The 13,918-nt window shown below is 35.9% G+C and carries 8 protein-coding genes and 5 pseudogenes; 7 read left to right on the forward strand and 6 right to left on the reverse strand.

Features of this window, described 5'->3' with window-relative positions; all coding sequences use genetic code 11:
- The first annotated feature begins 54 nt into the window (after positions 1-54).
- Positions 55-1,080 (forward strand): IS30-like element ISAba125 family transposase, encoded by a 1,026-nt coding sequence (locus tag MKL51_RS08045; RefSeq protein ID WP_079265503.1) that lies wholly within the window; start codon positions 55-57, stop codon positions 1,078-1,080.
- An 89-nt stretch (positions 1,081-1,169) separates the two neighbouring features.
- Here MKL51_RS08045 and MKL51_RS08050 read toward each other — a convergent pair whose 3' ends face one another.
- From MKL51_RS08050 to MKL51_RS08070, 5 genes and pseudogenes are all read right to left on the reverse strand, one after another.
- On the reverse strand, positions 1,170-1,331 hold the full coding sequence (locus tag MKL51_RS08050; protein WP_162137887.1) for a hypothetical protein: 162 nt from the start codon (positions 1,329-1,331) through the stop codon (positions 1,170-1,172).
- Between the two features lie 72 nt (positions 1,332-1,403).
- Positions 1,404-1,855 (reverse strand): annotated as a pseudogene (locus MKL51_RS08055) (hypothetical protein).
- A 191-nt stretch (positions 1,856-2,046) separates the two neighbouring features.
- Positions 2,047-5,247 (reverse strand): site-specific integrase, encoded by a 3,201-nt coding sequence (locus MKL51_RS08060; protein ID WP_002125867.1) that lies wholly within the window; start codon positions 5,245-5,247, stop codon positions 2,047-2,049.
- 4 nt (positions 5,248-5,251) lie between these two features.
- Positions 5,252-7,594 (reverse strand): annotated as a pseudogene (locus MKL51_RS08065) (hypothetical protein).
- Between the two features lie 12 nt (positions 7,595-7,606).
- On the reverse strand, positions 7,607-8,071 hold the full coding sequence (locus MKL51_RS08070) for a hypothetical protein (RefSeq protein ID WP_000911011.1): 465 nt from the start codon (positions 8,069-8,071) through the stop codon (positions 7,607-7,609).
- Between the two features lie 274 nt (positions 8,072-8,345).
- On the opposite strand from MKL51_RS08070, the gene MKL51_RS08075 reads away from it, so the two are divergent.
- The 5 genes and pseudogenes from MKL51_RS08075 (at position 8,346) to MKL51_RS08090 (ending at position 12,203) form a co-directional block, all read left to right on the forward strand.
- Positions 8,346-8,513 (forward strand): YhfG family protein, encoded by a 168-nt coding sequence (locus MKL51_RS08075; RefSeq protein ID WP_002125865.1) that lies wholly within the window; start codon positions 8,346-8,348, stop codon positions 8,511-8,513.
- 12 nt (positions 8,514-8,525) lie between these two features.
- Positions 8,526-9,122 carry a putative adenosine monophosphate-protein transferase Fic gene (locus tag MKL51_RS08080; protein WP_002125876.1) on the forward strand — a complete coding sequence of 199 codons (597 nt, stop codon included), beginning with the start codon at positions 8,526-8,528 and terminating at the stop codon, positions 9,120-9,122.
- A gap of 337 nt (positions 9,123-9,459) precedes the next feature.
- Positions 9,460-9,716 (forward strand): annotated as a pseudogene (locus MKL51_RS20985) (hypothetical protein).
- 916 nt (positions 9,717-10,632) lie between these two features.
- Positions 10,633-10,938 carry a helix-turn-helix domain-containing protein gene (locus MKL51_RS08085; protein ID WP_005130167.1) on the forward strand — a complete coding sequence of 102 codons (306 nt, stop codon included), beginning with the start codon at positions 10,633-10,635 and terminating at the stop codon, positions 10,936-10,938.
- Positions 10,938-12,203 (forward strand): annotated as a pseudogene (locus MKL51_RS08090) (type II toxin-antitoxin system HipA family toxin). Before MKL51_RS08085 ends, MKL51_RS08090 begins: the two are co-directional and overlap by 1 nt.
- A 561-nt stretch (positions 12,204-12,764) precedes the next feature.
- Here the strand turns inward: MKL51_RS08090 and MKL51_RS08095 are convergent.
- A pseudogene (locus MKL51_RS08095) lies at positions 12,765-13,394 on the reverse strand (alkaline phosphatase); the annotation flags it as partial.
- 221 nt (positions 13,395-13,615) lie between these two features.
- Between MKL51_RS08095 and MKL51_RS08100 the strand changes: the two are divergent.
- Positions 13,616-13,918 (forward strand): transposase (locus MKL51_RS08100; protein WP_270904250.1); only part of this gene is annotated, 303 nt, incomplete at its 3' end.

The raw sequence follows: 13,918 nt of genomic DNA on the forward strand, positions 1-13,918 counted from the left end.
GGCAGAGTAAAACTTGAAGTGCGACATAAACCACCTAATTAATTTAAAGGGTTTATGGAGTATATAAAATTGTCATACCATCATCTTAACTTTGAAGATCGTACTGCATTAATGCTTGAGTCAAGAAAAGAAGGCTTTTCAGCCAGAAAATTTGCTGAACTCATTAAAAGACATCCTAGTACGATCTATCGTGAGCTTAAAAGAAATAGCATCAATGACGTTTATCAAGCTCGATATGCTTCTGATAACACCTTCGCTAGACGTAGACGTGGTCACAGAAAACTCAAAATCGATTCAATCCTCTGGAAATTTATTGTTGAAGCGATCCGTTGTTTATGGTCTCCTCAGCAAATAGCAAAGCGTTTAAAGACATTTCCTGATTTGGATCAAACAATGAATGTAAGCCATACAACGATTTATTCAACGATACGAGCATTACCCAAGGGTGAGTTGAAAAAAGACTTATTATCCTGTCTGCGTCATGAAAATAAAAAGCGAAAAGCTAACGGTGAACCTAAAAAAGATTCTATATTACAGGATATTAAAACTATTCATGAGCGCCCAGCCGAAGTTCAAGAAAGAAAAATACCGGGTCATTGGGAAGCTGATTTAATTAAAGGTAAAGACAATAAAAGTTCGATAGCAACACTTATTGAACGAAATACACGGCTCTGTATCTTGGCAACATTACCTGATGCAAAGGCAGAATCAGTGCGCAAGGCTTTAACTGAAGCTCTGAAATATTTACCTGCAGAACTGCGTAAAACGTTGACCTATGACCGTGGACGCGAGATGTCAGAACATAAAATACTCGAAGAAGATTTAGGCATAGATGTATATTTCTGTGACCCACATTCACCTTGGCAAAAAGGCACATGCGAAAATATGAATGGTTTAATTAGGCAATATTTACCTAAAGGGATTGATTTAAATCAGGCAGATCAGCATTATTTAAATCAAGTTGCCATGTCACTGAATACTCGTCCTAGAAAAGCGTTAGATTGGCTTACACCATTAGAGAAATTTGCTCAGCTTGTTGATTATCATAAGACTTTTCAAACTGTCGCACCTCATGTTTGAATTCGCCGCCTATTAGAAAAGGTACCTTAAATATTCTACTAGCAATAAAAAACCGCTTTAAGGGCGGTTCATATTATTCATCAATCTGATCATGCAGTTTTTTGATAAACTCTAATAAGCTTTTCTTTACTTGCATCATTAATTGCAACTAAACCCGTACTTGCTGCATTATTTAAAACCGCTACTGTTATATCGCTTTTCGCTTTGATTTTCGCACTTTCAACCACCGCATCATATTCAATATTATTCATTACCATTTGTTAGTTTCTCATTTTATAAAGTGAGAGACATTAATAATATGAAATCAGCAACTATTCAAGCACCTACTTAAGATCATCAGGCGTTTCCAAATAACACCCGTTTTTATTACAGAAAGCATGAATGTCGTTTAAGTATTCGGTTAATTGAACTGTACTTGCGTCTGTAGTGCTCATTAGCTCACATAGGCCACTTGCTACATCTTGGTAGAGAGGATGATTAGAATCTTTCAACTCTCTTACAGCCTTGAATGTTTTCTTGTATTGGCCAACGTCATCGCAATCATAGATTTTTGCTAAGAAGTTTTTCTTAAAGAACAGATGCTCGTAATCTTTATCTTTACCTTGACTTTTAGCCCATTGATTAAGCCAATCCAGTACAAACGGTTTTGAGCCTTCGAACGATCTTTCTCTTGTGGTGCCATCAATACAACTAACGGCTTCCCTTCATTCGCTGCCTTAGCATGATTCACATTAAGAAAGTTAGTTACTGGTGAAATGTCGCAACAAAAAACCACCCGTGGGTGGCTTGATTTTTTTTGATAAATTAATCAACAGCTCAAAAATGGGTAACTGTCAGATCGAGTTTGGACTACAACACTTTAGCTCATCGATTTACCAAAGCGCTAATCTTCACACTATTGTTTAAAATCCAGTAATCAAACTGTGATGCTAAAACTTTTAAATTCCCCTTTTTAAACTGCTTAGGCTATTTTAACCAAAGTTCATCTTCTTGCATGATTTTTAACATTAAATTAAATATAACCAGTAGAGTAACATTTTTTTTATTATGGCCAACAACTCTTTGAAAACTAAATTTAACTGTTCTCTCAAGCACTTCCAGATTGACTGGATAATTCTGTTTGTCTAAATTTAGGTGATCTCCAATAATTGGCTCTATACCAGCAATAAAATTAGCAATTTGTTGCTCATCATCTTTCTTTATGCATTGAAAATGTAGAAAGTTTTTACGTAATTTTCCAAATAATAATAATACCTTAAGTGCATTGACCACGTTCAACTCTTTAGGTATATCTTTCCCCTTATCATGTTGGTTATGCAAATCAAAGAGAGGAATTATTTCATCAGAACGTTTCAGTTTCTTAGCTTTGTTGTAAAGCTCATCAAACCAACCCCCATCTAAATTTTTATTACTAACATATTTCGTTTTTAAATTAAAATTTTTGGGGTCCATCCATTTAGTGCTCATAAATTGACATCGCTGCATCCATTCTTGTGCTTGAATATCTTCGCTTGAACGGCCATCTCTTAAACTTATCAAACGTTGAAAAGGCGTCAGAGTACTCTTCTCGATACTAAACTTCTTTTCTTGTCGACCAGCAATCATAACTGGCTGTGTTTGCTGATAAGAGTTAAACCATTTCTGCTGCTGAGTATAACGATTTAAGTTTATGTACTCTGTACTTGAATTCACTGGACCAAAACACTGTTCTAGGACTTTTTTTGAAATGATACACGGCGAATTGTAAATTCGATCGACTGCTAATAAATCCAAAACATGAAGATAATTTGAAGCCGTTTGTTCAATACTGCTATGCCCCATCCAAGAGGCAAGCACCTGCCATTTATGTTGAATAATCTCTTCATGAGCACGTGCTTTAACACCAAACAATAAATCACGCATCTTTTTTGCTTTTACCCAAGGACAATCTGTATATGTTTTAATCATTTCTTTTGAGCCCAGCAAAGTTATTGCTAGATAGTTAGCAGCACTGTGGCGCAACGTATGAAAACTAAAGCCATGATGCATACCTAATATTTGGTTAAACAACTCTACTGTAATTTTGCTGATACATTGATCCGTTAATACACGATGATTAACACTAAAAAGTAGATCATCCTGCTGATTAAACAAATATTGTTCATAACGATGTTGTATGTAATGTTGTACTACTAAAAACTCATGTTCTGACAAGGCAATTTTCAATGGTATTTGACGATTTGCACTTTGCGTTTTCAGACGGCGATATGAATTGTTCTGAATATGAAGCGTGATATTATTAAAAGCTGTATTTTCTTTTTCTTTATAAAGTAACTCTGGGCAAATAATATCTTGTATTTTAAGACAACGAACTTCATTTAATCGGAGTCCAGTTCTATAACTCAGTAAATACATCAGCTTTAAACAACTCAGATGATCGACCCACTCTGATGCCGTTGGCTCTTGACTTAAATGTTCTAGTTTTTCCAATAGCTTGCCAAATAACAAAGGGCTTACTAGGCGTGCATTGCAAATTTGTAAATGCTTAAAACTTGAATTCTGTAACACCAATACCTCTGGTGCATTAAAATTATCTATACAAAATTGATGAAAATCTTTTAGGCGACCAAAACGGTATTCTGCTGTTTGGTGCATCTTACGAGAGGTTTTTCCTTTAACAGCTTCACGTTGAGTTGCTTGTGCATCTCGTTCACTGCTATATTTCAACAACTGTCGATATAAATCTTCATAATCATCAATGGATTGTTGTTTTAAATCCAATTTATTAAGCCAAATTTCAAATATAAATTCTTTAGCAAATGATCCTAAGTAGCTTTCAATAGTTGATAATTGAAGCCCTCTTTTTTTTAAATGCACTAACCAGTGAATTAAGCGTAATTGGGCTTCAATTAAAGACTTTTCTTCCGTATTTGCATCACGCATCTTCTCCTCTAACACCCTTCTGATTTCTTGCCAAAAACGTAGCGTGCGTTCTTCTTTATTCCTCTTTTTATCTAAGCGCTCAACTTTTTGACCTTTACGTTTCTTTTGATCAAACAACATCAACTCATACGGAATCGTTTGTAATTTGCTTTGAGCCGTCGGAACTTCAGGATGTAACTGCTCTTGTTCAAAATGAATAGGGCTATTCTCTAGTTCCATGACTTGATTACGTTCATTACTCCATAGCAATCTAAATTCGGATGGCCGTAAGGCGACAGTATTAATCTCTTGCTGAAGTACATTACTTAAAAATATATCTAGGCTAAGGTTTGGATTAAATTCAAGTACCATTTGCACATCATTAAATGCACGAAATCCACGGCGTTTAATTTGATATTGCAGATCGCCCAAACTTTTGTTTCGTCCCATGCGACTCAAGCTTTCCAGAATACAATCTTCAATTGATTGTTGCAGACGATATTCTTTATGAGTAGCTTTCAACTTTTTTAAATATTGCAAGATGAACTGAGCATATGAGTTAAAAAAAACATGCTTCCATTGGTACAACTTTCTCTGTTCTACATCGTTGCCATATTGAGAGTTTTCAACACGATAATGTAGTAACAATGGATTAGTGATTTTTTTGTAGTCCGAATGGTATAACCGAAAACAATTCAGATCTGTACCAAGCTCAACGGCCTCCTGCAATTGCTGCTGAATAGCAACCAGATGCTGTTCATCTGCACAGCCTGAAATATATATAAAACTTAAGCATAAATCCCCCCACAAATATTTAGGGTCATCCCAATATCCAAGTGAATCTTTCCAATATGCTTTCAAAGCATTGAGTACCTGGGCATGTAACTGCCCTTGTTTTAACCGTGACTCCGTACTCTCAATTTTTCTAGGCAGTACGATCCGTTTAGTATGTGGATTTAGCCTAATTCTGTATGATTTTTTATCTACATTCTGGTTGAATTGCCTTCTTCTTTTATTAAATTCATCTTCAGTAAATTGCATCAGTTTAGATTGTTCATCTCGGCTCAATTTTTGACTCAAACAATCAACACTATCTTTAATGTCATGCCATTTTTCGGCGATCTGCTGATCAAGTTTTTGCTGCATGTCTTGCGTCAATACTTCAGGTAAAGAAGGCTGTCTTTCTTGCGACTTTTTCACCAATTTCTGAATATCAACAAATAGACCGTCTAGTTGTGGTTTTATTAGTTCTTTGATTTTTTGCATACAACTATTTTCGCTCTAAGTGTTTAATCGATAAAGATTTGACATTATCTTGCAATTGCTGGCGGACTTGCTGTACATAGACATTCGGAATAAGTGAAGAATACGGATGAAAAGCCTCTCGGTCACGTTGGTCATGACCATAAAGAGCCTGAATTAAATGGAATGCTAAAGCAGTTTTTTTTTCTTCTTTTTCTTCTGCATACATCAAAAAATTCATATCAAAATGACGTAACCAATTCGAATACATATTCTTTGGAAAGATTCCTTCCATATATAAATTTACCCAGTTTCGAGATAAAGGGATTAACTTAACTTTCCTGCTCTGCCACTCTTTGACAGTTATCGGCAAGATATCTTTACTATCAATGACCTTTCCGAATAAGTCATTGAGCGCAATTTTTTTCTTTGCAAATACTTGTTTTAAAAGTGGGCTATACAGTTCAATTATTTGTTTTAAAAATACAGTGTAATTTTGCAGTGCTTTTAAGAAGAAATCGGATAGCGGGATAAATCGTCCATCCTTTCTTACCTTGCTATTCTTTTTATCGTTTACATATAGAATTTTAAGCTCAAAACAATAATCTTCCAAATTCCCCAACAGATTTTTATTAGGCCGTCTGGCCATGCTTAGCAAGCTAACATGCCACATCCAACACGCGTATGCATTCAATTGATTAATGATATGTTGATCTTTTTGAATATTTTCTTGGCAATGTCTATGTAAAAAAGCAAATTACTCTTTCACAAAACTGGGTTCAAGTGCCAGTTGACTCCCTACCCTCCCTTTAGATGCAGATTGCACTTTGAATTGTTGTTGTAATATTTTGAGTTCAGCCGTGTCTTCTGTAAGTTCCTTAGAATGTGGTGTAAGTGCTGATTCCAAAAAAGCTAAATAGCTGCTATCAAGCTGAGCTTTGGGAAGTCCTCCGTAATAAATACCTGGCACATCATGCTTGATATCCCGCCTCGCAATCACATGAGTAAGATATTCATTATAGGTTTCATAATATATATGAAAATATAATTGGGCCTGAAGTTTTTCAACGGTGATAGTACCCACATACTGATTAGCAAACCACTTCTTAAGTTCGGAATTAATATCTCCTGAAGAGATCTTTGGATTCGATGCTTGTTCTATGTAGTCAAACCATGCCGCAGGTAGATGTAGTTGGTGAGTCATCTCTTCATTCCAACGCACAGGCTTTAAACTCTTAATTTTCTGCTCGGTAACTTTCAAATTTAAATTAAGTAAATATTCCCGTCGTTTTCTTGAACCATTCTGGATCAAAACACCATCTTGTATGAGCTCGTTAAAATCCATCAGTGCTATGGGAGATAATCCAGTCAAAAGTGACAATAAACATGCGGCAGCGATTGCAGCCTTATCCCAGTCCGCATTTAACTCAGTTCTCAACACATAAACAATTTGCTTCAGTACATCTGGTGCTAAATAATAAGGATTTGTAATAAATGGCACATGACGGCGTTGGCGATGCCGCGTGTAATATGCAGTATAATCACTAATTAAATGATTAAAATTTTTAGTTTTTTCATCTTCTGAGTATAATTCTACTTCAATGTCCAATAACTCAATTTCACCATCTTCATCTTTGTGAAGAGAGGCATCATAAAAACTGATCTTTGCGTTATGTCCGATATCTTCATACTTACCAGATTTTATTTCACGAAATTTTTTGAGTTCAATTTTAGTTGGCCATTGCAAAACTTTGCTTTTTTTTGACTTACGCTGACGATGAACAACACGACGATCATCAAGTCTTTTAAAAATTATTAATAGAGCCGATAAATACTCTATGACTTGTACTTTTTTGAAATTTTTAATATTAAAAAGTTGATTACGATCCTCTTTTTTCAAATTACGTTCGTACGTGACATAACAATTTAGCAGCTTACTACATTCATGAAATAATTCAGCATTATTAGAATCCAGCACATATCGTGAGACATAGCGTAGGAGGTCACAAACATGTTTTTGCTTATTCTCAGCTTTAGCAATTTTTGCAAATTCTTGATACTGCCGATATGTTAAAAAACTCGCTTGTAGAATCAAATAACGTTGCGATGACAGCTCTTGTGTATTACTAGTATCTGGACATGCAAAATAACTTAAAGAAGCTAGAAAATAATATTTACCTAATTGTCTAGAGCTAGATATATAGCCATATATCTGTTGCGCTTCCTTATATAGAGCGTGGGCTTTTTCACGTAAATCATCTGATAGATCGACAAATTGTGTATTCACAACATCATCATGTAATAGACAATAATCTTGTTTAAATTTTTCTGCTAAATCTAAGAATTGCTCTTCTGTTTCAATCTTTGGCATATTCGCTTTCGCTTAATTTTTTATCAAATTGCATTGGTTAAATTCATTACGATCTGAACAATTTGGTAAAAGTTGATCTTTTATTGAACTCTTTGTCAGCTTAAAAAATCTAGCAAAAAATTTAGCATCCAGCTCTTTCTGAGCTTTTCTCTCAAAGCACAAGTGTTGCTGTGATTTTTCGATAAAATCATCAAGATTATGTATCAACTGTAAGATTGCAACATAATTAGAATGTACACGTAAGCATGGCTCCGTTTGCATTAATAGCAATATTTTTTGCCAAATTTTCACATAGATTATTTTGAACTTTGCTTGTACTACTACTTTCTGGCTCTGTTTAATCTTTTTGATTTTCAGTAGTTCTGAGTTAATTTTTACTATCTTAAATTGAACATTTTGTCGCTCAAAGCAAAAGGGCATGATAAATTGCCCCATAAATATCTCTATATTTTTTACTAAATAGTCAAATTTTAACATTTTTATCGATATAAAAAATGAGCATATCTTTGTATATTAAAATTCATTTAATTTATCAACTAAATTTTCTCAAAATTACAATTATCAACAAATACATATGGTTTACTTATCATGGGTGGTCTAAATTTTAAAAATTCTTCCACTTTTTTTTAGTTTTCTGTTATTACATGAAACAATACCGTTGTATTACATTTTGAAATGCTGTGTATGCAGCATTGATCAAAAAGATTCTCTGCTATACTTACTTCACGTGTAGCATCAATGGAGTTTCGAAATGCTCAGAACCACTGAACAGAAAAAAAAATATATTCAAGCGACACGTGCGCAAAACTATCAAGCCAGCCTAAAGCTTGAAGGCATTACAACGACAGCTCAAACAACTCAACAAAGTAAAGCTGAAATCTTGCAAAAATATAAGAAGTATTCGCAACCCGAAACTTAGTCAGGTGCATGTATGGATAAATATGGGGAAATGGGTGACAGCCTGTATTGTTACCCTGGCACAAATATCCTAAAGAACAAACTCAATATTCATGATGAACAAATTTTAGAACAAGCTGAACTAGCACTGTCTGGATTGGCAAGTAACTTAATTGAATATGCTGAACCACCTTACGACTTACAATACTTAAAATCAATTCATGCGCAGCTCTTTGGCGACTTATACGACTGGGCAGGAAAGTTAAGACAAATCGATATTTCCAAAGGTGACACCCGTTTTTGTAATTTTTCCCGTATTGAAATTGAAACCAATAAACTACTCAAACCGCTTCAAGAAAAAAAATACTTTCAAGGCTTAGCACCACAACAACTGATTCCTCAACTTGCCGACTTGTATTGTGAGCTTAATGTCATACACCCATTCCGTGAAGGTAATGGACGTACACAACGGATTTTCTTTGAGCATCTGATTGCTCATTGTGGTTATGGTATTGATTGGTCTCGCATTGACTCTCAACAACAATGGATTCAAGCCAATATTGAAGGTTTTTATGGTAATTTAAATCCATTAATTAAGATTTTTGAAATATCCTTTATTCAAAATACCTAAAATTTAAGTAGTCAGAGCCCACAATCCTTAATGAGCCATCATCTTTGCTTCAATCCACTGATTAATTTCCCAAATAAACCAACAAACACGATTCTTAAAAATCTTAATACTCTTCGGGTAATTTAGGATCGTAATATGCAGATTACTTATCCAGAATTGAATAGATCGTTAACTTAGATAGACCTTTAAGCAATGTAACTTGCCGCATTTTTATCAACATATGTCTCAAAAAAGTTCGCCTATACATAAATTTATGGTGTTTAGTGATTAATCAATGTCTGATGACCTGAATGGATGTTACAGATTACATGCAAGTGAATTGATCTATGGCTATTTTATGGCTTTTGTGTAATCCAATCCATTTGATCCGAATGTTCTCTTTTGCAATAAAGCAGCCTCTTCTGCTTTTCTTGAACCAACGAACAATGCCATTGATTTGATTCAATTGGCAACGGTGATGCTGAATCACATCTCCAAAGAAGGGATTAAATGCAAGAAATGTGGTAAGTAAAAATAGGGGATGGAAGTTATTATCCGTCTAATTGGAACCAGCCCATGAGTGGAGATCAGTTGAGTAAGTATCATTTTAAGTGAATAAGAGAAGGATGGCTCACCTCACTTCTCCAAATAACAACGCTATACTTTTCAACCCAGGTTAGATATTGGCAACTACATTTCATTCTTCATCATGCTGGTCTTATAGCATGTAGACAATCACTACATCATTTGCATTCAATGCTCAATACAGCCTGTCAGCAGAACCGCAGCGATATTTTTTCCTGCATACATGTAGTGTTTAAATCCATTCATTTTTCAATGATCCCCTACCGTTTATCACATTTATGGTCAATCTTTAACCTTGTGAAAAATGCACATACCGATATCTTCAAACTGTCAAATTTATGGATACATGACATTTAAAGAAATTATCCGATCAATTTTTTAGATAAAACTCATCAAGAAAAAAGTTATTATTATTCATAACTTCACTAACAACCACATAAAAACAATAATTTAATAAATTATTCTTCCAATTTTTTTAGATTTAGTGTTATTACCCTAAATCCATGCTTAGCTCATTCTATTACATAAATGATTTAGAAGTATCCACGATATAAATTGCTTGCCCCCACACCTCTGCCCCTCTCATGCCCAAAAAATTTACACTAAAAGGCAGATTAAGCCCGTACGAGTTACATATCGCCGCATGCTATGTTGAAAGCATTTAAGAAAAAATCCTCAATATTTATAAGATTTTTAAAATATGAACTACTTTTCGAAGAACCCTTTCTAAGTAATGTGACCAAAAAGGAAAAATGAAAATACTGTGATTTCCTTATCAACAATCAGTCAAAGTACATCCTGATGAATTTCTGTAACCGATACCCAAGGACCAAACCTACCTTCCGAAGTGCTGTGCAACAAAGCCCTCCTCAACCACACTATAGCTATAAATTAATTCCATTATTTTGTGGTTTAATTAAATTATTAAAGTTTAAGACCCAATTTAATGGATTTATATTTCACTAAACCCGAAGAAGTCGTGACGCTTTTAGGTGAGCGTTTACGTAAGCAACGACTCTTTTTGGAGATGTCTCAAGCTGAGGTTGCAGCACGCGCTGGTGTCGGCGTGAATACGGTTTCGAATCTTGAAGCGGCACGAAATGTATCTGTTGAAAATTTAGTCCGTATTGCAATGGTCTTGGGTCGATTAAACAAACTTCAGGAGCTGTTTCAACCTCAGCTTAACAGTGTAAAAGATATTCTACGCTATGAAAGTCAAAGTAAGCACCAGCGTATTAAGAGGAAGGGATAATGCTCAACAGTCTTAATGTTTATTACAATGGTTGGGGCGAATCATGGTTATGGGGAACGCTGATTAGTTCAACAGCCACCACAGGTAGACCCACTATTGCTTTTGAATATAGTCCAGAAGCAATACAGCGAGGTGTTCAGCTCTCTTCTTATTTACTCCCTTTAAAAGGTCTACCACTGAGACAGGGTTTTCCTACTTATCAAATGGGATTACCTGGTCCAGTCTATGATGCTTTGCCGGATGGTTGGGGCATGTTATTAATGGATCGATATTTTCGAAAAATTGGACTGCATCCGGCACGAATCAGCCCTTTGGAACGTCTAACTTATATTAGCACCCATGCAATGGGTGCTCTCTCCTTTGAACCCTGTGTCGCAGAGATGCAAACTTCAGAGAATATTCCCCTGCCGCAATTGGCACAGGAAGTCCAAGAAGTCCTCAAAGGAGAAGGTGGCGAATTTTTTACAACATTTGCTGGTCATGGGTGGCTCCCCCCAAGGTGCCAGATCCAAAGCATTGGTTTACCGAAATCCTGTCAATTTTGAGTTTTCGACGCAAGCTTCTGATCAAAATGAAGCCTGGCTGATTAAGTTTCCTGCTCAGCAAGAGTATCCTGAAGTCTGCGCCATTGAAGCCGTCTATGCAAAATGTTTGCGACTTTGTGCAATCGAGACTCCAGACACCCATTTTTTTAATTTGCCCAATGGTTTAATGGCTTTTGCTTCTAAACGATTCGACCGTCAAAATGGCATGCGGATTCCAATGCAGAGTTTGGCTGCATATACCGGAGCAGACTATAAAGTTCCAGGTAGCCTAGACTATCGCAATTTTCTTCGGGCAACCTTGATGTGTACGCAAGATGTGCGGAAAGGCTGCATACTTTTAAACGTGCTGTGTTTAATGTACTTTTCAATAATCGGGATGACCATACCAAGAATTTTTCTTTTCTCATGGCAAAAAATGGTCAATGGAAATTGGCTCCAGCCTATGATGTGACCTTCTGTGAAGGTCCAGGTGGTTATCATCAAATGGACATTATGGGAGAAGCGCTCAATATTTCTCGAAATGACATACATAAACTCGGTACTTCAGAAGCGAATCTGACTACTCTAGAAGTCGATGAGATCATCTTGGCCATGCATGAAATTGCACTTCAATTTAGTCAAATTGCGCAACGCCTGTATCCTCATCAAATTCGAGAATCTACCCTAGAGATGATTCAATCACGAATTCAACAAAATATTGATTTTTTAACTGAAACCTAAGCGTAAATATAAACTAAGCGCCAACCATCAACTTATAGTTAGTCGCTACATAATCTGTAGAACCTGTGAATTAGCTCGCTTTATAATCACGAATATTAGATGGATCACCGCCAAGATACGTTCTGCAAGCGTGAAATCACTACATCCAGATCGAAAATCGCTAAGAAAAAACTATCACCAAAAAAAAGGTCTGCACTATGGATAGATACAGACCAAACTCTGGATAACTACCAGCACGAGAAATATGTCGCAATTTTGCATAGACATGAATTTGATAAAATCAGCCCAGAAAGCCAGAAATTCATAAAAACTATTTCATCAATCCCCTATAACTTAATCACGTTCATGGTCGATCTTAAATCTTGCGAAAAGTACTCATGCTGACCTAGCCAAACTGTAAAACTCATGTATTCATAGCCTTTAAATGAATCTTTCAATCGTTATATTTAAGGTAAAAACTAGTAATCAGAAGTTATTATCATCCCCATATAAAACAAACATCAGATTAAAAATAATAACTTTGTAAATTATTTATTCCATTTTTTTTATATTTAGTGTTATCTTTCCTAACTTCATCTGGGAGAGTTGAGTTTGATCATAGACCATTCGATAGCCTGCTTGTTGCATTTCTGCGATCAAATTCCGTTGGTCTATCCGTTCTCCCCCTTGATCTTTCGGCAGAAATTGACGCTTACCCCCGCCTAGAATCACATCAACCCCATCTTTTAATTTGACGTTATAACGCTGATAGATATCACCTTGCGAACTTGGTACTAATTGGGATGCTATGTCATTTTCAGCATCACGATGACAAATATGAGCATAAGTCGATGCTGGTGTAGCATGCGTAATGCGAGTTGTTGTGACTACCCCTGTACCCCAACCTCGTGCTTTGGCCAATTCGAGTAAAGTTTGGGTGTCTTGCTTATTTTGGATCTGAGGATTGGTTCCACATTGATGATTTCCGGTCTGATTTGGTTCTACTGCAATTGTTCCAGTCTGCATGGATATCACTTCATTTTTCATTTTTACACCTGTCATATAGGCACCCATCGATGGTGCGCTATCTGTAACCTGTGCAACTTCTGAGAAAGTACGAACAAATGCTGACTCTGGCAGTTGATCTATTGGCAGTTGGCAATCTTCACCAACAGCATAAATTCGTACAGCTGTTAGTGTCGTGATACCCATTCCATCTCCCAAGAAAAAAACCACACGTTGAGGCTGTTTTGATGGTTGTACTGAAGTAGAAGTTGATTGAACTAAAGCAGGACTTTGACAGCCCGTCAAAATAACTGTGCCCAAACTACACCATGCCAAACTTATTAATTTTTTATTAAATTTTTTCTTATGCCAAAGGCTTTGTTGCACAAACCTATCTCTAAAGGCTTATTCCACAATATAATTTTGAGATGAATAAGCCTACACCTAAAATCTACCGTACAACCAATTGGCCCACATACAACCGAGCTCTCATTAATCGTGGGAATATTGCCATTTGGTTTGATCCCAAAACACAATGGTATGCTCAACCAAAAAGCCAACATGGTCGAAATCAAACTTATTCCGATACAGCCATCCAATGCTGCTTAATGATTAAATCCATATTTCGTCTTTCTCTACGCATGGTCACTGGCTTTGTACAAAGCCTGATTAAACTTTGCGGATTAGATTGGACAGCGCCAGACTATACGACGCTTTGCAGAAGACAAAAA

It is taken from the genome of Acinetobacter sp. AOR18_HL (genome assembly GCF_027855145.1).
Lineage (GTDB): Bacteria > Pseudomonadota > Gammaproteobacteria > Pseudomonadales > Moraxellaceae > Acinetobacter > Acinetobacter pittii.

Bases quoted from the DNA above. Each gene is read 5' to 3' on its own strand.
- MKL51_RS08075 (WP_002125865.1), top strand. From the start codon at position 8,346: ATGCTCAGAACCACTGAACAGAAAAAAAAATATATTCAAGCGACACGT.
- MKL51_RS08085 (WP_005130167.1), top strand. From the start codon at position 10,633: ATGGATTTATATTTCACTAAACCCGAAGAAGTCGTGACGCTTTTAGGT.
- MKL51_RS08070 (WP_000911011.1), bottom strand. From the start codon at position 8,071: ATGTTAAAATTTGACTATTTAGTAAAAAATATAGAGATATTTATGGGG.
- MKL51_RS08060 (WP_002125867.1), bottom strand. From the start codon at position 5,247: ATGCAAAAAATCAAAGAACTAATAAAACCACAACTAGACGGTCTATTT.
- MKL51_RS08045 (WP_079265503.1), top strand. From the start codon at position 55: ATGGAGTATATAAAATTGTCATACCATCATCTTAACTTTGAAGATCGT.
- MKL51_RS08080 (WP_002125876.1), top strand. From the start codon at position 8,526: ATGGATAAATATGGGGAAATGGGTGACAGCCTGTATTGTTACCCTGGC.
- MKL51_RS08050 (WP_162137887.1), bottom strand. From the start codon at position 1,331: ATGAATAATATTGAATATGATGCGGTGGTTGAAAGTGCGAAAATCAAA.